Consider the following 23140-nt stretch of genomic DNA (forward strand, 5'->3'; position numbering starts at 1 on the left):
CAGAAAGAGACAAACCCCACCATATGCGGAGGGGCCTTGAGGTCTCTTGATTATCATTATACTTCCATAATCTCTTTTTCTTTGGACAAGAGCACCTTATCGACTTCAGCTATGAACTTATCCGTTGATTTCTGAATATCTTCCTGGTGCCCGCGTGACTCATCTTCCGAAATGCCGTTTTTCTCCATCTTTTTGATGTCATCGTTGGCATCGCGGCGGATGTTGCGGATTGCCACCTTTGCTTCTTCACCAAATTTCTTGGTGAATTTCACCAGCTCTGTACGGCGCTCTTCCGTAAGGGGCGGAATGCTGAGACGGATGATTGTACCGTCATTAGCAGGCGTAAGGCCCAGATCCGACTTCATAATCGCCCGTTCAATATCCGCTACCGATGATCTGTCCCATGGCTGGATCAGCAAAGTCCGGGAATCCGGGGTGCTGATGTTGGCCAGCTGGTTAACCGGTGTTGGTGCACCGTAATATTCAACCTGGATCCGGTCCAGGAGCGCTGTAGATGCGCGTCCCGCACGCAGGGTTGCCAGGTCACGTTTCAGGGAAGCAATCGCTTTTTCCATACGTTCTTCGGCATTTTTCTTAACCGTCTGTGGCATTAATCTACACTCCCTTTAACAATCGTTCCGATTCTTTCACCAAGAACGACACGTTTGATATTGCCTTGCTCTGTAATAGCAAACACAATGAGCGGTATATTATTATCCATGCACAGAGAGGAAGCGGTGGAATCCATAACGCCAAGGTTTTTGTTCAGCACATCCATATAGGTAAGCTGCTCAAATTTCTCGGCTGTCGGATCTTTGAACGGATCCGCAGAGTAGACACCGTCTACTTTATTCTTCGCCATTAGAATAACTTCTGCTTCAATCTCAGCTGCTCTAAGCGCCGCGGTTGTATCGGTCGAGAAGAACGGGTTACCCGTTCCGGCCGCAAAAATAACCACACGGCCCTTCTCCAGATGGCGGATGGCCCGGCGGCGGATATACGGCTCGGCAATCTGCTGCATGGAAATAGAGGTCTGCACCCGTGTCGGAACGTCAATCTGCTCCAGTGCATCCTGCAGGGCAAGCGAGTTCATAACTGTAGCGAGCATTCCCATGTAATCAGCTGTTGCACGGTCGATGCCGCTTGCACTGCCGGCGATGCCGCGCCAGATGTTGCCGCCTCCGCAGACAATGGCTACTTGAACACCAAGTTCAACCACTTCCTTAACCTGCTCAGCAATGGAATTAATTGTCTCTGCATCAATGCCATATCCGTTTTGTCCTGCCAATGACTCTCCACTAACCTTAAGAACGACTCTCTTAAATACCGGCTGTCCCAATTGTATACCCTCACTTTCTTACAAAAGACGGAACACTAGCTGTACGTGTTCCGTTCTTTTGATGCTTGCCTTTATTCAATTCAAGGATGCTGTAATGCAGCTTATTATTGTTTAACTTGTGCCATTACTTCGTCAACAAAGTTGTCGACTTTTTTCTCAAGACCTTCACCCAGCTCGTAACGAACGAAGCGGCGGATGGAGATGTTTTCGCCAATTGTGCTGATTTTTTCATTCAGCAGCTGAGCGATTGTTTTGTCTGGGTCTTTAACGAATGGCTGCTCAAGCAGGCAGTACTCTTCGTAGAACTTGCTGATGCGGCCTTCAACCATTTTTTCAACGATTTTCTCTGGTTTGCCTTCGTTCAGTGCCTGAGCTTTCAGGATTTCTTTTTCCTTCTCAACAGCTTCAGCCGGAACTTCTTCACGGCGTACGTACTGCGGGCTAGCTGCAGCAATCTGCATTGCAATATCGCGTGCGAATTCTTTGAAGGAATCTGTTTTGCCGACGAAGTCAGTTTCACAGTTGATTTCTACCAGTACGCCGATACGTCCGCCAGCGTGGATGTAGGATTCTACAGTACCTTCAGTAGCGATACGTCCAGCTTTGTTAGCTGCTGCGGAAAGACCTTTTTCGCGGAGCAGTTCAGCGGCTTTGGTGATGTCGCCGTTTGCTTCTTCAAGCGCCTTTTTGCAATCAAGCATACCTGCGCCTGTTCTTTCACGAAGTTCTTTTACGGATTTTGCATCTACTGCCATTGTTATTCCCTCCAGGTAATTGTCGTTTTATTCCATTCAAGGCCTTTATCCTAAAAAAAGGGCAGTGAGAGGTTATCCACCTGCCAACCACCCTTTTCATTTAAGTTCTTGTTTATGTTCCGGCTGACTATTAAGCAGTTGTTGTGTCTTCGCCCTGGTGAGCTTCTACAACAGCGTCTGCCATTTTACCAGTCAACAATTTAACGGCGCGGATAGCGTCATCGTTACCTGGAATTACATAATCGATTTCGTCCGGATCGCAGTTAGTATCTACGATAGCTACGATAGGAATACCCAGCTTGCGGGCTTCTGCAACAGCGATACGCTCTTTACGAGGATCGATGATGAACAGCGCGCTTGGCAGGCCCTTCATGTTCTTGATACCGCCCAGGAATTTTTCAAGACGATCTTTCTCTTTGCGGAGAAGGATAACTTCTTTCTTAGGCAGAACTTGGAAGGTACCGTCTTCTTCCCAAGCTTCCAGCTTCTTCAGGCGGTCAATACGCTTCTGGATAGTCTGGAAGTTAGTCAGGGTACCACCCAGCCAACGCTGGTTGATGAAGAACATACCGGAACGCTCAGCTTCTTCCTTAACGGAATCTTGAGCTTGTTTCTTGGTTCCTACGAAGAGGATTGTGCCGTTGTCGGCAGCTACACTTTTAACAAAGTTGTAAGCTTCCTCTACTTTTTTAACCGTTTTTTGCAGATCAATAATGTAAATTCCGTTTCTTTCAGTGAAGATATAACGATCCATCTTAGGGTTCCAGCGACGAGTCTGGTGACCGAAGTGTACCCCAGCTTCGAGAAGCTGTTTCATGGAGATTACTGCCATCTTCACACACCTCCTAGATTTGGTTTATTGTGTGTCTCCTCCGCCGTGTGTCATTTTCCTACAAGACTTTCTTCAGAAGAAAGCACCCCTTGTCGAAATCAACCGGCGTGTGTTTTAACACCGTCAATTACTATACCATATTAAAATACGGGATGCAACGATTCGCAGAAAGTTTTGTGATTTGATGGCACATCCTGCGTCATTTCACGGTTATCAGCTTTTCAATAATGGAGTTTACACTCTCACCTTTAATGAAATTGTAGCTGCCGGATTGAATTTTGGTATTAATCTTCCGGCCGATAGCTGTCTCCAGAAATCCGGCCTGATCGGTAATAACTCCGGCGTTAGCGAGCAGTTGTGCGGTTTGTGTAAGCGTGCTGCCGGCAGGAATCCGCACGGCAATAACACCTGCTGCGGCAGCCTGCGGGCTGGCCGGAGCCGCCGGTGCTTTAGCCGTCCCGCTGCTCGGGGCCGGCTGGGACGGTGCGGCCGGCGTGCTGGGCTCGGCAGCCGCACTGGGCTGGACCGCAGCGGCCGGTGTAGCTGCGGGAGTAGCTGTAGGCGCTGGTGTAGCAGCGCCTGGCGTCGCTGCGGCGCCGGTCTGCCCCTCAGCCGCAGGATCAGTGGCGTCCGGCTCAACAGTGGCCTGCGGCTCGGCAGCCGGATCCGTAACGGTCAGGTTCAGCAGCGCAGCCTGCCTGACAAGCTCTTCCCGGGTCAGCGGCGCTGCGCCTCCCGAGAGCATCAGCTGCAGAAGCAGCGCGCCTGCGATCAGACCGGTCCCGAGACCGAACATGAACGAACGGTTCTTGATCATACCGATTCCTCCTGCTTGGCCAGCTGAAGAATAAGCTGGACTTCTCCACGCTGCAGGCCGGCCGTTTTGGCGATGGAGTCGATGGATTTGCCCTGCTCATGCAGCTCAAACAGCCGCGGATAGCGCAGCTTAATCGAGCTGACCGGCTTCGGCTTGGGTGCTGGAGCAGACTCCGCACCTCCGGAAGCATCGCCTGCCGGCTGCATTGATGCATTGTCTTTAGTGAAGGCAGTCAGCTGAAGCAGCCCCTTTTCCTCTGCCGTCAGACGTGCATCTAGCAGCATCGTGGTCTTCTCCAGACCCGCAACCTGCTCACGGAGTACGGCTATCTCCTCCTGCAAAGCTGCTTTGGAGCTCTGGGACTGTTGCTTAATGCTGCTGACGAGCTGCAGCATTTCTTCGTTTTCGCGTTCCAAGTCTGCCATATAGAGCCCAAGGGCGGCCTCGGTATCTTTAAGGCTTTGCTTCTCGGCCCCTTCTTCTTTCCGGCGTGCCGGCAGGATCATGCCATAGACAATAGCTACAGCGCCTACCAGCACAATGTATACCCATGGTTGCAAATGCTTGTTCTCCTTTGCGATTATCTTTGAAAAGCTCAGAGACTGAGATCAATTCTGCGCCCTTTATACGGATGCTCTGCATCATGCGGGTTATCCTTGTTCTTCTGGCCCTGACCCGATGAACGATTGCCCTGATCGTTTTCCCGTTCCCCGTCGCCCCGCAGCTTCGTTTCTGAAGATTCATCAACACCGCTCGTACGCTGCGCCTGCTCTGCTGCATGTTTCACATTCTGTCCGGCCAGCATCTGCTGATCGAGCACAGGGCGGTGAAGCAGCTCATTCTGCACTTTCCCTGCATCCGTTGTCCGGGGCAGGGCAATTTGCAATTCAACCGGTTTCAGGCTCATGGCAATCCCCTTTTCACAAACAAAATGTTGATTTTCAGCATAAAGCAATGGCCGGCCGCCTCAGCTGCCCGCCTGTTTAATTATACGGCGCCAAGGTAATATCGCCATCACTATAGTAAAAAACAACCCGCTCCGTCGGATCCTTCACAAATCTCGTATATCTGCCGATTACGATTTTGGCACCGCCGTAAACCGTTTTTACAACCACTACCCTCGCTTTGGTTGTATCCTCGAGCATTTTTTCAATTTCCAGCACACGCTCTTTGATACGTCTCTCATCACGTATATGAGCCTGCTTGGTAGCGTTCAGCTTCACACGGAGCGCCACCTTGTCCGAAGAAAGCTGCCCGTTGTTAGCCAGCTGATTCAGCAGGTAGAGCGCTTTATCCGTCTTGTCCTCGTTCTCCAGCAGCTGCCGCAGCTCCTGGCGGAGTTCATTGATCTCGTTGCGCAGCTCCGGAACGACTCCGACCTCAACCGCTGTTGCGGTTGACATCGTATTCCCGATGGTCCGGGCTACCACCTTTTCCCCGGCCTGTACAATTCCGCCAACAATCAGACCCTTGGTGCCATTGCATAATACATCCCGGCCTGCACGGATATTGGAATGCATAATACTTTGGGATACAATGACATCCTCAGCGGCAACCACGTTGCCGTCCTGAATAAAAGATACTTTGACATTTTTGCCGGCGCTGACAAGACCCTTGTTGTACCCGATTATACCGCCTGTTATTTCTATGGATCCGCCTGCAGTCAGCTCCGCGCCTTCAACTCCGCCGACTACCCGGATATCGCCTGCGGATTTTACAGTGAATCCTGTCAGCACATTGCCGCGGATAACCACTGTGCCAACAAAATCAATATTGCCGGTGCTGTAATCCACATCGCCGTTAACCTCATATACCGGAAATACATTAATCTTTCCCTTATCGGTAAGTGTAACCAGGCCATCTATAGCCGCATACAATGCTGTTTCACTCTGATCTAGCAGCACATTTTTACCGACTTTGAACCGGGCTTCTTTGCCTGGTTTAAAGGGAATCTCTTCTCCAGTAACGGTTCGGCCCTTCTGGCCGGGTACAGGGGGTATCGATTTACAAATAAGCTGGCCCTTCAAAACATTATTCAGCCGCACCAGATCCTTGTAATCCACCTTGCCGTCTTCCATTTCCAGCGGCTTGCGGTCTTCGTCAAGATCAATGGCCATAACGACCAGCCCGTCAATGCCATGAACCGGTTCTTCCCCGATAGCGATTGGCACTCTGCTGAAAAAATATTCTTCCGGGTTGCTGCTGATCCGCCCTACAATGTCATGCTGAATACCGTAACGAATCTCATGACTGTGAAGGAAGCCTTCCAGATCTTCGGCGGAGCAGGAAAAATTCTCATCTTTCTTAGAGAACTCCAAGTAGGCAATCCCTTTATCCTCCGAAAACGAAATACTTACGCATTGATTCAAAGCATAATGACCTATCAATTATTGCTCCCCCTTGTCACCGTCGTCCGGTTAATCATTTTGCATGAGCAGGTCGCGGTTTTTCTCAAGTGTCCCCCGCAGACGCAAAATAGCTTTTGAATGAAGCTGCGAAATCCGTGAAGGCGATAATGACATCACCTCGGCAATTTCGCTCAAAGAAAGATCTTCATAATATAAAAGGGACACTACGGTCCGTTCTTTCACCGTTAGTTTTTCGATGCCTTTGGTGAGTGTTTCGCGCAAATAGAATTCATTTACTTTACGGTCCGGATTTTTGGCTTTATCGTCCACCAGTATGGACATCCGTGTTTCCGACTCTTCTTCGCGGATCGGGTCTTCCAGAGAGCAGAGTGACATGACAGCCACATCCTGCAGCATATTTTGAAACTCCGTCTCCGAAATGTTCAGATGCTGGCTCATTTCCTCATCACTGACTGATCTTAAGTATTTCTGCTCCAGCTGCTGATAAGCATCCTCGATTTTTTTTGCTTTTTCACGAACGGATCTTGGAACCCAGTCACTTTGGCGCAGCGAGTCAAGAATGGCTCCGCGGACACGCCAGGATGCATACGTCTGGAACTGCAAGCCGCGTTTGTAATCGAACTTCTCAATAGCATCTATAAGCCCCATTACACCATTGCTGGCCAAATCATCTTTGGATACATTTTTGGGCAGTCCGACAGCCAGACGGCTGGATACATAGTCAACAATATGGAGGTAACTCTCAATCAGCTTTTTTTTGGCTTCAGGATCACCGTGCTCTTTCCACTGCTCCCACAGCCCGTCTGTTACTGATTGAGAAGCTTTTTGCTCGTTCAATGGCTTTCACCCTTCCCAAAGTTTAGTCAGCGGACACCCTGCGGGCATGAAAACCGTTTCGCCGCAGGCGCTCGCTTATTCTTCTTTCAGGTGACGAACGGCCTTGGCCAATTCTTCAGGATCCTTCATGGAGACCAGTTTGGGCGGCTGCAGCGGGGTAAAACCTTCACTGCTTCCGCTTTCCTCTGGCGGCTTCTGTTTCAGCAGATTTATTAATTCCTCATCTTCATCAGGTGTACTCAGATCGAACTTGGCACCCAGTGCTTCATTACCGCCGGCCTGCTCGCCGCTGTTATCACCCGACGCAGATTGTTTAACAATAAAACCCAATACCCATCTCAGGAAGAAAGCAAGCACAAACCAAAGAATAAATCCGAAAATTCCGCGAATCAGACTCGTCCCAAGCAAATTGTGCCCGTAATTTGTTAGAAAGGTAAACACAAAACCAATCAGTCCGGCCAAAAGGCTAATTAGAATTTTCCCCATCGCTATATTTCCTTGGTGCCTTTTTGGACACTTCGGATATGAAGCACCCCGGTGCTGCAGGCAATTTCAATCGTACGGCCGAAATTCCCGCCCGTATCCTCAGCGATAAGCGGAATTTGGAGCGCCTCCAGGGCCAGCTTGCAGGATTCCACGTTACGAGGCCCGATCCTCATGGTGTCATTCCCCCCGGCAAACGCAAACATCTGTGAGCCGCCAGCCATTTTAGCTACGATCCGGCTGCGGACCGCCCCCAGTGCCAGCAGGCGGGACAGCAGCTCAGGAACGGCAGTATCTGCAAACTTGGCTATGTTAAGCTGCCCCTCCCGGGCAATCTCTGACGAAGGAAGCATTACGTGTGCCATCCCCGCCAGTTTTTTGCCGGGATCGAACAACGTAAGCCCCACACAGGAGCCAAGACCCGTCGTGCGGATCAGACTATCCTGGCTGCCTACATTAAGATCTGCCATTCCTACTTTAATAATGCTTTGTTCCTCAATCATTATCAAACGGTACTCCTAATGCTTTGAATATTTTCGGGAATGATTCTGGATCCGGGATAAGGAAAAATTGGCCTTCGATTTCATTTTGCCCTTCCAGGAAGGTTGTATCAATGAGCAGCGCATCATCACCCATCTGGCCGAACTGCAGCAGTCCGTAACCGAGAATGGCCCCCGCCATATCCATAGCCAGTGCCGGAACAGTCGGATACATCGACAGTGAAGTGAAATCTGCAAGTGAAGAGAGATAAGAGCCTGCAAGTATGTTGCCGATTTCGCTCAGCGCGGAGAATTCCATCTCCCCGAGCTCCTGATCCGGATGAATCTCAATTCCTGCAACGCGGTTGAGGAGACTGATCGCCGCATCCGGAGTTAGAATGAAAAAGAGATTGCCCGGCGCTTCCCCTTCAACACGCAGGAACACCGCATAGACCAGCTCTTCCGCTCCGCCCACCTTATCGGTAATTTCTTCAAAGTTTAATAGCTGAACCTTGGGTACTGCCATATCAATCGGCTTATTCAGGAGCTGGGATAATGCGGTGGCTGCGTTGCCGGCTCCAATATTACCGACTTCTTTTAGTACATCCATCTTGAAATCTTTGAAGTTCTTAAACAGCTCCATCGACTATCCCTCTAGGCTTTCCAGTTGCACGATTTCATTCTTATTCAGCACCTCAGACAAGTTTAGCATAATCAGGAGACGGTCTTCTCCGATTTTGGCCACCCCGTCCAGATATTTCGCCTTGATCCCGCCCACAACCTCAGGAGGAGTGTCGATGGACTCACGATTTAAATCAATGACATCATTAGCGGAATCTACGATAAATCCGACTTCCATCTCGTTAACATTGACGATGATTACGCGGGTCTGATCCGTGTGCTCCGCCTCCTGAATTCCAAAGCGGCCGCGCAGGTCAATTACCGGAATAACTACGCCGCGCAGATTAATTACCCCTTTAATGAAGGCATACGTTTTGGGCACCCGGGTAATCGGCATCATACGTTCGATCGTCTGGACCTTATCCACTTCAATGCCGTATTCTTCAGATCCAAGCTTAAACACAATTACTTTAATATCTTCAGCCATGGAATGAACCTCCCTGTTCTATCCTGATTATTTTATAAATGCGTTCGGATCAATAATAAGGGCAACTTGTCCGTCACCGAGTATGGTCGCGCCCGAGATGCCTTGAACCTCCGGCAGATATTTGCCGAGATTCTTGATAACAATTTCATTTTGTCCGATAAAGTCCTGAACAGCAAGAGCAGCCATACGTTCGCCCTTGCGGACAACAACAATTTCTGTCTCCTCTTCCGTGCTTTCATCAAAATCCGGTATGGCAAAGAACTTGCTGAGCGAGAGCAGCGGAATATGACTGTTACGGAACTCAATCATCCTGTTTCCGTGAATCGTACGGATCTGGGTCTTTTTCACAATACCAGTCTCTACAATCGACGAGAGCGGAATAGCATACTTCTCTGATCCGATCTTCACAAGCATCGCTGCAATGATGGACAGGGTCAGCGGAAGCTGTACCGAGAAGTTCGTTCCTTTGCCTGGCGTCGAATAGACAACCACGTTGCCGCCTAATGAAGTGATCTTGGATTTCACAACATCCAGTCCAACTCCGCGGCCCGAAACATCGGAGATAACCTCTGCTGTACTGAAGCCTGGTGCAAACAGCAGCTGAATCGCCTCATCATCGGAATAGCCGGCAGCCTGCTCCTGTGTAATAATGCCTTTCTTGATAGCAGACTGCAAAATTTTCTGCGGCTTGATGCCCGCACCGTCATCCTCGATTTCAATAAAGACATGATTTCCGCTGTGGAACGCCCGCAAATTAACGGTTCCAGTCTCCGGCTTGCCTGTCGCAGTCCGGTCCTGGACCGATTCAACACCATGGTCCACCGCATTGCGCAGCAGATGCACCAGCGGATCGCCGATTTCATCGATTACTGTACGGTCAAGCTCGGTTTCAGCGCCGGTAATAATCAGATCGATTTTTTTGTCCAGCGATTTCGCCAGATCCCGCACCATCCGCGGGAAACGGTTAAAGACGGTATCTACCGGAACCATCCGCAGCTTCATCACAATGTTCTGCAGATCGCCGCTGACCCGGCCCATATGCTCAACCGTTTCGGTAAGATCGCTGTTCTGTACCTCTGATGCAAGCTGCTCCAGGCGCACCCGGTCAATCAGCAGCTCGCTGAACAGGTTCATCAGCACATCCAGGCGCTCAATATCGACGCGGATCGTCCGGGAAGGTGCCCCGCCTGTACGAGAAGGTGCTGCCTTGGCGGCGTTCTCTTCCCTGCCGGCAGGTGCTGCCGGAATGGCAGCGGCTGGGGCAGCCTGAGCCTCTTGCACAGGGGCAGGGGCCTCGGCGGTTGCCGCAGCCTCCAGAGCCATCTGGGCAAGCGATTCCTGATCAAGGGCTACCGCTGTTACCGTGTCGATTTCAGATACATTCATAATCATCGACTTCATCTCGTCGGCACCCTTTTGGGTTATGTAATAGAGAGAGAAGCTGTGATCGAATTTCTCCTGCTCTATATCCTGAACCGAAGGGAAGGATTTGACCACTTCTCCTGAACGCTCCAGGAGATCAAAAACCATATATGCCCGTACTGCTTTGAGCTGACAGTCCTTGCGGATTGCCACGTCAATATACAGTACCTGATGCCCTTCCTGCAGCGACTGATCCAAAACCGAATACTGGAATTCATCAAGTGTGATCTTGAGTTCGGCCGGGCTTTGAGCCGCCGCCGGAGCGGCTGCAGCACCGCCCGCGGCAGGAATTTCACCGCGGACGATAGCCTGCAGGGCAGAGACAATCGCCGTTACATCGGCCTTGCCTTCCCCGCCTGCTGTTATATCCTGCACCATAGATTCAAGGGCATCCAGGCTTTTGAACAAAGTGTCAAAAATAAAATCCTGCATCCGCAGTTTATTGTTGCGCACCAGGTCAAGCACATTTTCCATCTGGTGGGTAAGGGAAGCCAAATCCTCAAACCCCATTGTAGCCGCCATACCCTTTAGGGTGTGCGCAGAGCGGAAAATCACCTGTACAATACTAATGTCTTCAGGATTTGCTTCCAGCCCCATCATGCTCTCATTCAATGACTGCAGATGATCATTTGACTCATCAATAAACATGGATAAATATTGATTCATGTCCACTAACGAGCACCTCCCCTTCGAGTTCGCTTTTCCTTATTTAACTGCCTGTACCAGCCGCGGTGCAATTTCCTGCAGCGGCAGCACGTATTTCACACATTGCAATTCAACCGCAGAACGCGGCATTCCATAGACGACGCAGGTTTCTTCATTCTCGGCAAACGTCGAGGTTACACCTGAGTCGTGAAGGGCCTTCATCATTCTCGCACCATCGCTGCCCATCCCGGTCATTATGACGGCATGCCTCTCCAGGTCCGTAAGCGGAAGCAGGGATTCGTACAAGGTATCCACAGAAGGCCGGTGTCCGTTACGAGCTTCTTCTGTTGTAAGCTCAATCGCATATTGCCCGCCGGCTGCAGGGACAACCTTGAGATGATATCCTCCGGGAGCAATGTATGCTGCTCCCTGGCGCAGAATCATACCGTGTTCGGCTTCCGTCACTTCCAGCGGACTAAACGTATTCAGACGCTGGGCCAGTGATTTAGTGAAGTTAGGCGGCATGTGCTGCACAATCACAATCGGCGCCGGGAAATCAGCCGGGATATTCTCAAGGAACGTTTTGAGTGCCCGCGGACCGCCCGTTGAGCAGCCGACAGCAACCAGCTTGCGCAATCCCTTCGTTCCGGGTTTGCGCTCACCCGTGGAAGCAGGCGGCTCCGGTCGCGGAACGGAAGGCAGTTCGGGCACTGCCTTGATCTCCTGCAAGGGCTGTCCCGTATCAGGCTTCTTGCGGTTCTTCAGCCGCTCGGATGCAGCAGGTTTAAGCGGAGCTGCCGGAGTCTTGGGCAGACTCCGTGTGGTGCTTACCCCGGATTTACTTGTATCCGGCAGCTTCGTGCCGGCATCCTGGACAGGCTGCTTAGGCTTGTCCACTGCAGGCTTAACGGGGGCTTCCGCCGTTTTCTTAGGAAGCCCGGGCTTGCGTACGGGAAGCTCCGGCACAGCGGGCTTGCCGGTATTCACCGGCCGGGCCGGATCCGGCAGGATCATGTCAGGTGTCTTCAGGGAAGCATTTCTCGCCTCACGCTGCTCACGGGCCAGCATTGCTCCCTTCATCTGTTCTATGAGTGAAACGCCAACCGCTATAATATCCTGGGAATTCGTAATCGAAGGCTTGCGGATAAAATCGAAAGCCCCTGATTCGAGCGCCATGATCGTTTCCCGCATTCCCTCCTCGTTAATCCCTGACAGCATAATTACCGGCAGCGGATGATTGGCCATAATGATTTTCAGCGCTTCAAGGCCGTTCATCTCCGGCATTTCCACATCCATCGTTACCAGATCAGGCTGGAGCTCATTCACCTTGTCTACTGCTTCACGGCCGTTCGCTGCCGTAGCAGTGACCTTGAAGTCAGGATTATTTTCAATTAAATCAGATATGATCTTACGCATAAATGCGGAATCATCTACAACCAAAACTTTATAAGGCCTCATAGCACTTCCACCTCTGTTCATCTAATTCTGAACAATTACTGTTTTCGCTTCAACCACTTGTTGATAAATCCCCTGATGCCCTGTACCTTGACTGCTTCCACCGGTTCGGCGGACAGGTAATTGAGGGCAAGCCGTTGCACGTCTTTGGCTGCTGCACTGTTCGGAAAAGCCACTGAGAATGGAACTTGTTTTTTGACAGCCTGAACTACATGAACATCACTGCTGATAAACCCTAGAAAAGGGATATCCAGCTGCAGAAAGCGGCTTGCCGCCATACGTATCTTGTCGCCGGTGCCTCTGGCTTCCTTTTCATCCCCTGCCTGGTTCACAATCAGCTTGAAGGATACGTCCGGATGAGAGTTGTGTACAACTTTCATCAGTGCGTAAGCATCCGTAATTGCGGTTGGCTCCGGTGTTGTAACCACCAGACAATCATCGGCGGAGGTTATAAATTTCAGCGTTTCCTTGGACAGCCCCGCGCCAGTATCAAACAGGATGAAGTCCATGGTGTCGGCGATCCGGGCAATCTGTGATGTGAAATAGTTGAGGTCAGACTCGGAAAGGGAGAAAAGCTCATCCATCCCTGAGCCGCCTGCAATAAACGGCAGATCACCGGGTCCGTTCTGGATAATCTGAGCGATATCCGCCTCTCTCTTTAACAGGTGGTACAAATTATATTTAGCCGTAACTCCCATGAGCACATCAATGTTGGCCATCCCGATATCCGCATCGAACAAAAGCACCCGTCTGCCCATCGCTTTAAGCGCCAAAGCGAAATTCAGCGTAAAATTTGATTTGCCGACCCCGCCCTTTCCGCTGCATACGGTAATGATCCGGGCTGAAGGACCGTCTCCGGGCTCGGGCTTGGAATCACGGCTGGATACCAGCTGCCGCAAAGATTGAGCCTGATCCATCAGGAGCCTCCTGTCCCCAGCAGCATTTCACTGAGCTGTTCTTTGGAAGCCATCAGCAGATCATCCGGAACATTTTGACCATTGGTCAGATACGACAGCTTAAGCGGAAAGTCATTTAATACGTTAAACAGCGGCCCGTAGCTTCCAGTCTCATCCAGCTTGGTGAAAATGACCTTATCCAGCTGGTAGCGGCCGAAATGTTCTGCAATCAGTTTCATATCCCGGCTTTTGGAAGTCATACTCAGCACCAGGAAGGTTTCACTCTTGATTTCCTTAGCAAGCAGGCTCTGGAGCTCAGCTACAAACATTTCATTGCGGTAATTGCGTCCAGCCGTATCCATTAGGACCAGATCACAGCTCTCCAGACGGAACATCGCCCTTTGCAGATCTCCCGGCGACTGCACTACCTCCAGCGGAATATTCAAAATGGCAGCGTATGTACGCAGCTGCTCCACTGCAGATATCCGGTAGGTGTCGGAGGTAATAAGTCCAACTTTACGGCCATGCTTAAACAGCTGCTCGGCTGCCAGCTTGGCAATCGAGGTAGTTTTGCCTACGCCGGTCGGTCCGGCAATATAGACGATCCTGGTATCCGGAGCAATCCCGCCGGCAATTCTTCCAGCCAGGAACTCATTTATCTGCTCGCGCAGCTTATTCCCAAACTGGTCAGCCGTCCAGGTCCGCCCATCTTCATTCCAGCGGTCATAAATATTGCCGATCCACTCCTCTATAAGCACAGCATCGGTATCCTGGTCGATCAGCTGACGCTTAAACTCTTCCAGCATCTGAGGCAGCTCAACACCGCTTGATGAATAACGGGCTATCCGTTCCATCCATTGTTTCATGTCTCTAATCTCGCGTAGTACATCGCTTTCTAGGGCTGAGGAAACAGCCGGATCGAGCCCTGCGTCAAGGCTTTCGTACAATGTCGACAATGCACCTTTGGATTCCTTGGATGGTGCAGAAGGCTTAGACTCGTCAGGCTTAATTACGCTCTGCTCCTCTTCAACCGGCGGCATCACGGCTACCGCTCCCCTTGCCTGCTGGGCCTCGGACAGTGCAGCCGCAACTTCGGCGTAAGAATTGGCAGCTGGCCTTTCCTTGACCGGCGCCTGTGAGGTGCTGGCTGCCTTCTGGTAAGCCTGCGGCACAGCGCTTCGCGGAATGCTTGGAGGTGCTGACGGGGCGCTGCTTGCGGCAGCAGCTGGCTTGCGAGCCTCTTCAACCGCGGCTACTACTTCTATTTTCTTTTTTTGGAACATTCCCAAAAACCCGCCAATTTTAATCTCTTTGGTACTGAGGATTACAGCATCACTTCCCAGTTCGCTGCGGATGGAATGCATCGCGTCAGGCATCGTGTCGACCACATAACGCTTTACTCTCATAAGTTCACCACCCCAACGCTTTGAATTTCAATATTAGGCTCCAGTTCGCTGTAGGATAACACTGGAATGTCCTGCATCGTCCGCTCAATCACCTGGCGCAGATACATCCGGATGGTCGGGGATGTCAGCACAATTGGCTGCTGGCCGGATTGAAGAAGACGGTTAATCTGTTCAGTAAGTCTTTGATAGACCGTTTGTGTAGACACCGGATCAAGAGCCAGATAACTGCCCTGCTCGGTCTGCTGGACGCTTTCTGAAATTTTCTTTTCCAGGTTGGGTCCGACTGTAATGACCCGCAGAGTTTCTCCCGTCTGGGAGAACTGCTGGGTAATCTGTCTTGAAAGCGACTGGCGCACATACTCCGTGAGAATATCCGGGTCTTTGGTATAAGTACCGTAGTCAGCCAGTGTCTCGAATATCGTGACTAAATCCCGGATAGAGATTTTTTCGCGGAGGAGCTTGCCCAGCACCTTCTGAATGTCACCAATTGCAAGTACCGAAGGCATCAGTTCATCAACCAGCACAGGATAGTTCTCCCGTAGGTTGTCCACCAGCTGCTTCGTCTCCTGACGTCCCAGCAGTTCATGCCCGTGGCGTTTGATCAGCTCTGTCAAATGTGTAGCCACAACTGAAGGCGGATCTACGACGGTATATCCGGACAGCTCAGCCCGCTCCTTGACCGTTTCGTCAATCCACAATGCCGGAAGACCAAACGAAGGTTCGACAGTTTCAATACCGTTAATCGACTCATCATCATACCCGGGACTCATGGCAAGATAGTGATTAAGTAATAATTCACCGCCGCCGACGGTATTTCCTTTAATTTTTATGACATATTCATTCGGTTTTAGTTGAATATTGTCGCGAATCCGGATTACCGGAACAACAAGCCCCATCTCCAGGGCACACTGCCGCCTGATCATGATTATCCGGTCAAGCAAATCTCCCCCCTGCCCGGTATCCGCCAGCGGAATCAGCCCGTAGCCGAACTCGAATTCGATCGGGTCGACCGTAAGCAGGTTAATGACACTTTCAGGACTTCGTACTTCTTCAATCTGTTTCTCTTCAACCAGCTGTTCTTCGGCAATCTGCTGCTTGTTGGCCTTTTGTCCCATACTGTAAGCTGCATATGCCATAAGCCCTGCTAACGGCAATGTGGACATTACGGTAATAGGTGTGAAAAAGCCAAGGAACGCAATTGTTACAGCTACGATATAGAGAAGCTTCGGATAGGACAGGAGTTGGCCTGTCAAATCTTCTGCAAGGTTACCTTCCGATGCAGCCCTGGTAACAATCAGACCGGAAGCAGTAGAGATAAGCAAGGCCGGAATCTGGCTTACCAGACCGTCCCCGATTGTCAGTACTGAATAGGTTGAAAGGGCATCCTGAAACGAATCCCCGTGAACCGTCATCCCGATAATGAAGCCACCGATCAGATTGATGAACAGGATGATGATACTGGCAATCGCATCGCCTTTGACAAATTTACTTGCACCATCCATTGCCCCGAAGAAATCGGCTTCCCGCTCTACGTTGCGGCGGCGTTCCCGGGCCTGCTGTTCATTAATCATTCCGGCATTTAAATCGGCGTCAATACTCATCTGTTTCCCCGGCATTGCATCGAGAGTAAACCGGGCGCCTACCTCGGCAACGCGTTCGGAGCCTTTGGTAATAACGATGAACTGGACCACAACCAGGATCAGGAACACGATAAACCCGATCGCTATCTGGCCTCTGGCAATCCAGCTGCCAAATGTCGCTACAACCTCACCCGCATGGCCTTCGGAAAGAATCAGTTTGGTGGTCGAGATATTCAATGCGAGCCGGAACAAGGTTGTTATCAAGAGCAATGAAGGGAAAATGGAAAATTGCAGCGGATCCCTTGTGTTCATTGCTACTAGGATAATAGTTAGTGCTATCGATATATTGACAATAAGCAATACATCCAAAAGCCATTCCGGGATGGGCAGAATCATCATAAGTACTATGCCGATAACGCCCAGAAGAACTGTTAGATCTTTACCTTTCACTGCCCTTTTCCTCCCCCGGCTTATCTCCTCTTGCCTTTAAGCTTATATACATAGGCCAGCACTTCGGCAACCGCCTGAAACAGATCGTGGGGAACCACATCTCCGATTTCTGCTCTTTGAAATAATGCCCGTGCCAGCGGCTTATTCTCAATAGTCATAACGCCGTGCTCCTTGGCCAGCTCCCTGATCCGGAGAGCAACATAATCCTGGCCCTTCGCAACAATCTCTGGCGCCTCCATTTTGGAACCGTCATATTTCAATGCAACTGCAAAATGCGTAGGATTCGTAATGATTACATCCGCCTTCGGAACCTCCTGCATCATCCGCTGCATGGCCATCCGGCGCTGGCGCTCCCGTATCTTACCTTTGATAATGGGGTCGCCTTCCATTTTTTTATATTCATCCTTGATGTCCTGCTTGGACATTCTCAAGCTTTTCTCATGTTCATACCTCTGGTACATATAATCAAAGATAGCCATAATGAAGAGGACAGCTCCGATTTTAATCCCCAGATTCATAGTCAGCTTTGCGGCAAAATTAAAAGTTCCTTCCGCATTGACTCGCGCCAGTGAAGCAAAGCTCTCTTTTTCGCCCCATAGAGTGCTATAAACCAGGTAAGCGATAACCAGCAATTTGAAAACCGATTTAAGGAACTCTACAAAAGAACGCATAGAGAAAATATTTTTGAAGCCTTTGATTGGGTTGATTTTGCTGAACTTAGGAGTCAGTCCTTCTCCGGATGCCATAAAGCCGACCTGGGCATAGTTCGCAATCAGAGCCAGCACAAACGTGACACCGAGCAGCGGAGCAAGCAGAATCAGAATCTGCAGTCCGTACTCGCTGAACATCCTGATAACATTTTCGGCTGTTACAGCCATCTCCATCCGGTTCTGGAAAACATCCAGGAAAAGAGTCACAAAGCGTTCTTTCATGAAACCGCCGAATACACTCAGGCTGAGCAGTGCCGATAAGAGCACAACCGCACCGGATACTTCAGGACTTTTGGCGATCTGGCCCTTTTTGCGGGCGTCCTGCCGTTTTTTGGGGGTTGCTTTTTCAGTCTTGTCTCCCCCAAACAGCTGAAGATCCAGTTTATAGCGCTTGGTGCTTGGCATATGCCTTTCACTCCTAACAATCAGCTAAGGACTCTTGCCCAGAAGTTTTAGAAGATTTTGCATGGATTCAAACATAATTTCAAACAGATTCTGAAACAAAACGGCCATACCGGGCATCAGCAGGGCAAGCAGGGCAAGACCGATAATAATTTTGAGCGGAACCCCGATGACAAACACATTATACTGTGGAGCAGTCCGTGCCAGAAAAGCCAGACCCACATCCGTCAGGAACAAGGCGACCACCAGTGGTGCAGACATCTGAAAAGCAATGACAAACGACTGGGCGAACGTACGGATCAGAAAATCCGAGAGACTGCCATCCAGCATTTTGACAAAAATCTCATTGTCAAGCGGCACCCAATTATAGCTGTATACGATTGCATTAAGCAGATAGTGATGTCCGTTCATGATCAAAAGCAGCAGCAGGGCGATCATGTATTTAAAATTGCCGATAATAGGTGCTGATGCTCCGGTCATCGGATCAATCACATTCGCAATCCCAAAACCGATCTGTATGTCGATAAAGGAACCGGCTGTCTGGATAGTCATGAACATCAGGTAAGCAATAAAACCCAGCATAAGGCCAATCAGCACTTCTCTAAAAATCATTAATACATAGCTGAGATCCATCGCAACGGATAATCCCGTTCCCTCTGCACTAAAAACAATCATGGCAACAAAAAAAGACAATCCGATCTTAATCTGCAAAGGCACGCTTTGCGAAGAAAAGACAGGAACAACAACAAAAAAGGAGGTAATTCGACAAAAAATCAGCAGAAAGACAGGAAAACTTTGCAGCAATGTCTCTATGTTCATAAGCTTAACCGATATACATATAGAGATTGCCCAAAATTTGGCTGGTGAAGTCCACCAATTTCGTAATAATCCATGGTCCGAACAGCAGCAAAGCAAGCAGCACGGCGACAATTTTCGGAACAAAGGCTAGGGTTTGCTCCTGAATTTGTGTTGTAGCCTGAAAGATACTGACAATCAGTCCTACCACCAGACCAAGAACCAGCATGGGGGCACTGGTTTGCAGTACCAAATATACGGCTTGGCCGGCTAGACCGATGATAAATTCCGCATTCACCCCATACGCCTCCTCTTAATGTCAGGTGTTAAAACTTAACAGCAGTGATTTTACGACCAGGTACCAGCCGTCCACCAGCACGAAAAGCATTATTTTAAAAGGTAATGAGATCATAACCGGGGGCAGCATCATCATCCCCATAGCCATTAGTGTACTGGAAACAACAATATCGATGATCAAAAAAGGAATAAATATCATAAAACCCATCATAAAGGCCTTTTTCATCTCACCAATGGCAAATGCAGGTACCATTACCGTAAGCGGAATATCGCTGTAGGTGGCAGGCTTGACCGAAGCATTGCTGCCGGTGTAATTCATAAACAGCAGCAGATCCTTGGTGTTAGTCTGCTTGAACATAAACTCCTTCATTGGGTCGGCTGCTTTGGCGAGCGCCTCGGACTGGGTAAGCGTGCCCTTCATGTACGGCTGCAGTGCCTGTTCGTTCACCTGTGAAAGCGTAGGTGACATTATAAATAGCGTTAAGAACAAGGCAAGTCCCACCAGTACCTGGTTAGGAGGCATTTGCTGCGTACCAAGGGAGGTTCTTACAAAACCCAGTACGATTACGATCCGCGTAAAGCTGGTCATAAGGACTAAAAAAGCCGGGGCCACGCTCAAAACTGTCACAAGGAGCAGAATTGAGATGGAGCTGGTTCCCCCGCCGGCTGTGCCGTCACTGTCTCCGACCTGAATATTAATATTCGGAATAGGATCTGCGTGAATCGGATGCATAAGCAACATACTGAACATACCGAGCAAAAGAAAAGAAAGAATCAGCTTTTTATTCATAAATTCCTCGACTCATCCTTAAGACTGTCATCCCGGAGAAGCTCTTCCATTTTCTCTTTACGCTCAGGCGACTGCGCAAGCTTGGATTGCAAGGTCTCATAAAAAGAGGATGTTTCATTAAGTTCGATTTCCTGAGAAGGGATCTCTCCGCGCACCCTGGTTTTGATTTTGGATAAAAACGGCTCCAGAAAATTTTTCTGCCCTGCCGCCTGATCCTCAAATCTGGATATGATAAGCGCTACCTCAGCGGGATCAGTGATTTTGTCCAATATGGATATATTTTCACCAACCCCGATCAGGTAGAGGCTGCCGCCGATCTCCAGAATCTGGACCGACTTGTTCGGACCCATACCGACCGCACCAAGTGTCCGGATGGATTGTCCGCTCATTAAAGTCTGATTGCGTCGACCGAGAAAGCGGATCAGCAGCACTATAAGAACCACAATAATGACAAGAACAAATATAACTTTCAGTAAACTCAGCAGGGGATTGCTGTCTCCGAGCGTTTCGGAAGTGGCTAACATGCCTTATGATTCCTATACGCCCAGTGTTTTGTTGATTGCTTCGATAACACGGTCTGCCTGAAACGGCTTCACGATGAAATCTTTGGCACCGGCCTGGATTGCATCAATAACCATAGCCTGCTGACCCATGGCTGAGCACATGATGACCTTGGCGCCAGCGTCAACTTTTTTGATTTCTTTCAGGGCGGCAATACCGTCCATTTCAGGCATGGTGATATCCATTGTAATCAGATCCGGGCGCAGCTCCTTAAACTTTTCGATCGCCTGTGCACCGTCCTGGGCTTCCCCCACTACCTCAAATCCGTTTTTCGACAAAATGTCACGGATCATCATTCTCATAAATGCTGCATCGTCCACGATTAGAATTCGGTTAGCCATTTTAAAAAAATCCTCCCTAAGTATGTTTATTGTAGTTTTTGAATTCGGTCCCACTGGCTGACGATATCCGTAACGCGAACTCCAAAGTTTTCGTCGATTACCACGACTTCCCCTTTGGCGATAAGTTTGTTGTTAACCAGAATGTCAACCGGCTCACCAGCCAGCTTGTCCAGCTCGATAATTGAGCCTTGTGACATTTCTAAAATATCTTTGATCTGCTTTTGGGTCCTTCCTAATTCTACGGTTACTTTCAGTGGTATGTCCATCAATAAATTTAAATTATTTTCATCGACATTGCCAAAAGCTCCTGAGCTCAGGTTAGCAAACTGTACCGGCTGCACATTTACATTGCGGTTAGGCGGCGGTGTCTGCGGCGGAGCCTGTTCATATTGCATCCCCTGCTGCGGCATTCCGTATTGAGGCATGCCGTAAGGCGGCATTCCTGGCATTCCGTAGGCCGGCATTCCGGCTGGAGGATAATAATAGCCACCTTCCATTCCCGGATACGGGGGCATAGGCGGCATCCCCTGCGGCGGATACTGCGGAGGAACGCCTCCCTGCTGAGGCGGAATTTGCTGCATTGGCGGCGATGACGGTGCAGGCTCATTAGCCGGCGGAGCAGATGCTGCAGGGGCTGGAGGCGCCTCTGTGCGTGCAGCAGCCGTTTCCTGCTCAGGCTGGCTCACATCACCCAGCAGCATAGTCACCATATCCTTGGCAAACTGTACCGGCAGAAGCTGCATAATCGTCGAATCAATCAATTCCCCGATTTTCAGGCGGAACGAGATTTGAATCAGCGTTTCATCATCCGGCAGACTGCCGACGCCTTCACCGCTCGACATATTGAGGATATCGATCCCCGGAGGAGAAATGTTAACAAACCTGTTGAAGATCGTAGACATGGATGTCGCAGAGGAACCCATCATCTGGTTCATTGCTTCCTGTACGGCGCTGATATGGATTTCATTCAGCTCTTCGTCCTTGGGCTCGCCTTCACCGCCGAGCATAAGGTCGGCGATGACCTGGGCATCCCTGATCTTAATGACCAGAGAATTGATTCCCTGGAAGCCGTCCACATACTGAACGTGTACAGCTACATGCGGTTTTGGAAATGCTTCTTCAAACTCACTTCGTGTAATAATGGATACCTTCGGGGTAGTAATGTCAACCTTTTTACCCAGCAAGGTGGAAAGTGCAGTCGCTGCACTGCCGAATGTTATATTTCCGATTTCGCCCAGCGCATCCTGCTCAAACGGTGTTAGAAAATCATCTACCGTTTTGGTCTGGGGTGCCATAGAGCCTTCCGCAGATTGTCTGAGAAGAGCATCGATTTCTTCCTGGGATAAATAATCTTTACTCGTCAAACTCCTCAACTCCTTCACTGACAATCTCGTCTATTTGTACAGCCACACGATCTTTTATCATCCCTGGACTTCCGATGAATTTCAGCCTATCCCCTACTTTAATGGACAAGCCTGCGTCCACTGTCTTATTAAGAGAGATAACGTCGCCGACACTAAGCCCGAGAAATTCAGCAATGGATAACCTTGATTCACCTAGCTCTGCCACAATAGGCAGCTGCGCCTGGTTAACTCTAGATCTTATGGCTTCTAACTCCACTTCATCACGGACCTTCTTCTCCGAGACAAACCATTGATGGACAGAGAGCCTTGACATGATCGGCTCCAGAACGACGTGAGGGATACAAAGATTGATCATTCCTGTGGTATCGCCGATTTTGGTGCTCAAGGAGATCAGGGCAATCGTTTCGTTCGGCGACACAATCTGCATAAACTGCGGATTCGTCTCCAGTCCTTCCATCCTCGGGCTAATATCCAGCACGGTTCTCCAGGCCTCCTGCAGGCTCTCAAAGCACCTGCTGAAGATCCTTTCCATAATGGTTGTTTCGATCTCGGTCAATGCGGTGATCTTGGTAGGGGCAGTACCGAAACCTCCGAGCATTCTGTCCAGCATTGCAAAGGCAATGTTCGGATGTACTTCCATGACCATGCGCCCCTCAAGCGGTTCTGCCTCAAAAATATTCAAAATCGTCATTTTGGGAATGGAGCGGATAAACTCATCATAAGGGAGCTGCTCTACTTGAACGACATTGATCTGTACAAAGGTGCGTAATTGGGCCGAGAAGTACGTTGTAAGGTAGCGGGCAAAGTTATCATGGATGCGTGTAAGACTTCGGATATGATCCTTTGAAAAGCGTACAGCCCGTTTAAAATCATAGGAGCGGATTCTTTTCTGGGTTTCTTCTTTTTTCAGCTCGTCGGCATCCATTTCACCGGAAGAAAGTGCGGCAAGCAGAGCATCAATTTCATTTTGTGATAGTACATCAACCAATTTATTCACCCCCCCATCA

At 49.8% G+C, this 23140-nt stretch carries 26 protein-coding genes; all 26 read right to left on the reverse strand.

The window, feature by feature from the left end; translation table 11 throughout:
* Window positions 1-56: 56 nt before the first annotated feature.
* The 26 genes from frr to fliM all read right to left on the reverse strand — a co-directional run bounded on the left by frr (window position 57) and on the right by fliM (window position 23121).
* A complete protein-coding gene (frr, locus tag AC4G46_RS19360; protein ID WP_039874210.1) occupies window positions 57-611 on the reverse strand; it encodes a ribosome recycling factor in 555 nt (184 codons plus the stop codon).
* Window positions 611-1339: a UMP kinase gene (gene pyrH / locus AC4G46_RS19365; RefSeq protein WP_090713502.1), complete on the reverse strand. Its 729-nt coding sequence runs from the start codon at window positions 1337-1339 to the stop codon at window positions 611-613. The genes frr and pyrH overlap by 1 nt, the downstream gene beginning before the upstream one ends.
* A 104-nt stretch (window positions 1340-1443) precedes the next feature.
* The gene (gene tsf / locus AC4G46_RS19370) at window positions 1444-2094 is read right to left on the reverse strand and encodes a translation elongation factor Ts (RefSeq protein ID WP_068723975.1); all 651 of its coding nucleotides are present in this window, start codon (window positions 2092-2094) and stop codon (window positions 1444-1446) included.
* 130 nt (window positions 2095-2224) lie between these two features.
* A complete protein-coding gene (gene rpsB / locus AC4G46_RS19375) occupies window positions 2225-2926 on the reverse strand; it encodes a 30S ribosomal protein S2 (RefSeq protein ID WP_039874217.1) in 702 nt (233 codons plus the stop codon).
* 199 nt (window positions 2927-3125) lie between these two features.
* Window positions 3126-3743, reverse strand: coding sequence for an endolytic transglycosylase MltG (locus tag AC4G46_RS19380; protein ID WP_491124148.1), 618 nt, complete (start codon window positions 3741-3743; stop codon window positions 3126-3128).
* The gene (locus AC4G46_RS19385; protein ID WP_491124149.1) at window positions 3740-4303 is read right to left on the reverse strand and encodes a hypothetical protein; all 564 of its coding nucleotides are present in this window, start codon (window positions 4301-4303) and stop codon (window positions 3740-3742) included. The genes AC4G46_RS19380 and AC4G46_RS19385 overlap by 4 nt, the downstream gene beginning before the upstream one ends.
* A 35-nt stretch (window positions 4304-4338) precedes the next feature.
* The gene (locus AC4G46_RS19390; protein WP_491124150.1) at window positions 4339-4650 is read right to left on the reverse strand and encodes a hypothetical protein; all 312 of its coding nucleotides are present in this window, start codon (window positions 4648-4650) and stop codon (window positions 4339-4341) included.
* Between the two features lie 76 nt (window positions 4651-4726).
* Window positions 4727-6130, reverse strand: a complete 1404-nt coding sequence (locus tag AC4G46_RS19395; RefSeq protein ID WP_491124151.1) for a flagellar assembly protein A — start codon at window positions 6128-6130, stop codon at window positions 4727-4729.
* Between the two features lie 30 nt (window positions 6131-6160).
* Window positions 6161-6949, reverse strand: a complete 789-nt coding sequence (locus AC4G46_RS19400) for a FliA/WhiG family RNA polymerase sigma factor (RefSeq protein ID WP_491124152.1) — start codon at window positions 6947-6949, stop codon at window positions 6161-6163.
* A gap of 75 nt (window positions 6950-7024) precedes the next feature.
* Window positions 7025-7435, reverse strand: a complete 411-nt coding sequence (locus AC4G46_RS19405; RefSeq protein ID WP_491124153.1) for a YhdT family protein — start codon at window positions 7433-7435, stop codon at window positions 7025-7027.
* Window positions 7436-7437: 2 nt separating this feature from the next.
* A complete protein-coding gene (locus AC4G46_RS19410) occupies window positions 7438-7935 on the reverse strand; it encodes a chemotaxis protein CheD (protein WP_068723985.1) in 498 nt (165 codons plus the stop codon).
* Window positions 7928-8554 (reverse strand): chemotaxis protein CheC, encoded by a 627-nt coding sequence (locus tag AC4G46_RS19415; protein WP_491124154.1) that lies wholly within the window; start codon window positions 8552-8554, stop codon window positions 7928-7930. The genes AC4G46_RS19410 and AC4G46_RS19415 overlap by 8 nt, the downstream gene beginning before the upstream one ends.
* A 3-nt stretch (window positions 8555-8557) precedes the next feature.
* Window positions 8558-9019 carry a chemotaxis protein CheW gene (locus AC4G46_RS19420; protein WP_068723987.1) on the reverse strand — a complete coding sequence of 154 codons (462 nt, stop codon included), beginning with the start codon at window positions 9017-9019 and terminating at the stop codon, window positions 8558-8560.
* A gap of 27 nt (window positions 9020-9046) precedes the next feature.
* Complete coding sequence (locus tag AC4G46_RS19425) at window positions 9047-11113, reverse strand: chemotaxis protein CheW (protein WP_491124155.1); 2067 nt, start codon at window positions 11111-11113, stop codon at window positions 9047-9049.
* Window positions 11114-11146: 33 nt separating this feature from the next.
* On the reverse strand, window positions 11147-12544 hold the full coding sequence (locus AC4G46_RS19430; RefSeq protein WP_491124156.1) for a protein-glutamate methylesterase/protein-glutamine glutaminase: 1398 nt from the start codon (window positions 12542-12544) through the stop codon (window positions 11147-11149).
* A gap of 35 nt (window positions 12545-12579) precedes the next feature.
* Window positions 12580-13461, reverse strand: a complete 882-nt coding sequence (locus AC4G46_RS19435; protein ID WP_277469509.1) for a MinD/ParA family protein — start codon at window positions 13459-13461, stop codon at window positions 12580-12582.
* Window positions 13458-14843 carry a flagellar biosynthesis GTPase FlhF gene (gene flhF / locus AC4G46_RS19440; RefSeq protein WP_491124157.1) on the reverse strand — a complete coding sequence of 462 codons (1386 nt, stop codon included), beginning with the start codon at window positions 14841-14843 and terminating at the stop codon, window positions 13458-13460. The genes AC4G46_RS19435 and flhF overlap by 4 nt, the downstream gene beginning before the upstream one ends.
* Window positions 14840-16873, reverse strand: a complete 2034-nt coding sequence (gene flhA / locus AC4G46_RS19445; protein ID WP_491124158.1) for a flagellar biosynthesis protein FlhA — start codon at window positions 16871-16873, stop codon at window positions 14840-14842. Before flhA ends, flhF begins: the two co-directional genes overlap by 4 nt.
* Before the next feature lie 20 nt (window positions 16874-16893).
* The gene (flhB, locus tag AC4G46_RS19450) at window positions 16894-17988 is read right to left on the reverse strand and encodes a flagellar biosynthesis protein FlhB (RefSeq protein WP_491124159.1); all 1095 of its coding nucleotides are present in this window, start codon (window positions 17986-17988) and stop codon (window positions 16894-16896) included.
* A gap of 24 nt (window positions 17989-18012) precedes the next feature.
* Window positions 18013-18804: a flagellar biosynthetic protein FliR gene (fliR, locus tag AC4G46_RS19455; RefSeq protein ID WP_491124160.1), complete on the reverse strand. Its 792-nt coding sequence runs from the start codon at window positions 18802-18804 to the stop codon at window positions 18013-18015.
* A gap of 4 nt (window positions 18805-18808) precedes the next feature.
* On the reverse strand, window positions 18809-19078 hold the full coding sequence (fliQ, locus tag AC4G46_RS19460; protein ID WP_090713486.1) for a flagellar biosynthesis protein FliQ: 270 nt from the start codon (window positions 19076-19078) through the stop codon (window positions 18809-18811).
* A 21-nt stretch (window positions 19079-19099) separates the two neighbouring features.
* On the reverse strand, window positions 19100-19867 hold the full coding sequence (gene fliP, locus AC4G46_RS19465) for a flagellar type III secretion system pore protein FliP (RefSeq protein ID WP_491124161.1): 768 nt from the start codon (window positions 19865-19867) through the stop codon (window positions 19100-19102).
* Window positions 19864-20391 (reverse strand): flagellar biosynthetic protein FliO, encoded by a 528-nt coding sequence (locus AC4G46_RS19470; RefSeq protein WP_491124162.1) that lies wholly within the window; start codon window positions 20389-20391, stop codon window positions 19864-19866. The genes fliP and AC4G46_RS19470 overlap by 4 nt, the downstream gene beginning before the upstream one ends.
* Window positions 20392-20403: 12 nt before the next feature.
* Complete coding sequence (locus AC4G46_RS19475) at window positions 20404-20769, reverse strand: response regulator (RefSeq protein ID WP_491124163.1); 366 nt, start codon at window positions 20767-20769, stop codon at window positions 20404-20406.
* Window positions 20770-20795: 26 nt separating this feature from the next.
* Window positions 20796-22133, reverse strand: a complete 1338-nt coding sequence (gene fliY / locus AC4G46_RS19480; RefSeq protein ID WP_491124164.1) for a flagellar motor switch phosphatase FliY — start codon at window positions 22131-22133, stop codon at window positions 20796-20798.
* Window positions 22123-23121: a flagellar motor switch protein FliM gene (gene fliM / locus AC4G46_RS19485; protein WP_491124165.1), complete on the reverse strand. Its 999-nt coding sequence runs from the start codon at window positions 23119-23121 to the stop codon at window positions 22123-22125. Before fliM ends, fliY begins: the two co-directional genes overlap by 11 nt.
* Between the last annotated feature and the right edge of the window lie 19 nt (window positions 23122-23140).

Source organism: Paenibacillus sp. fava2, assembly GCF_058313675.1.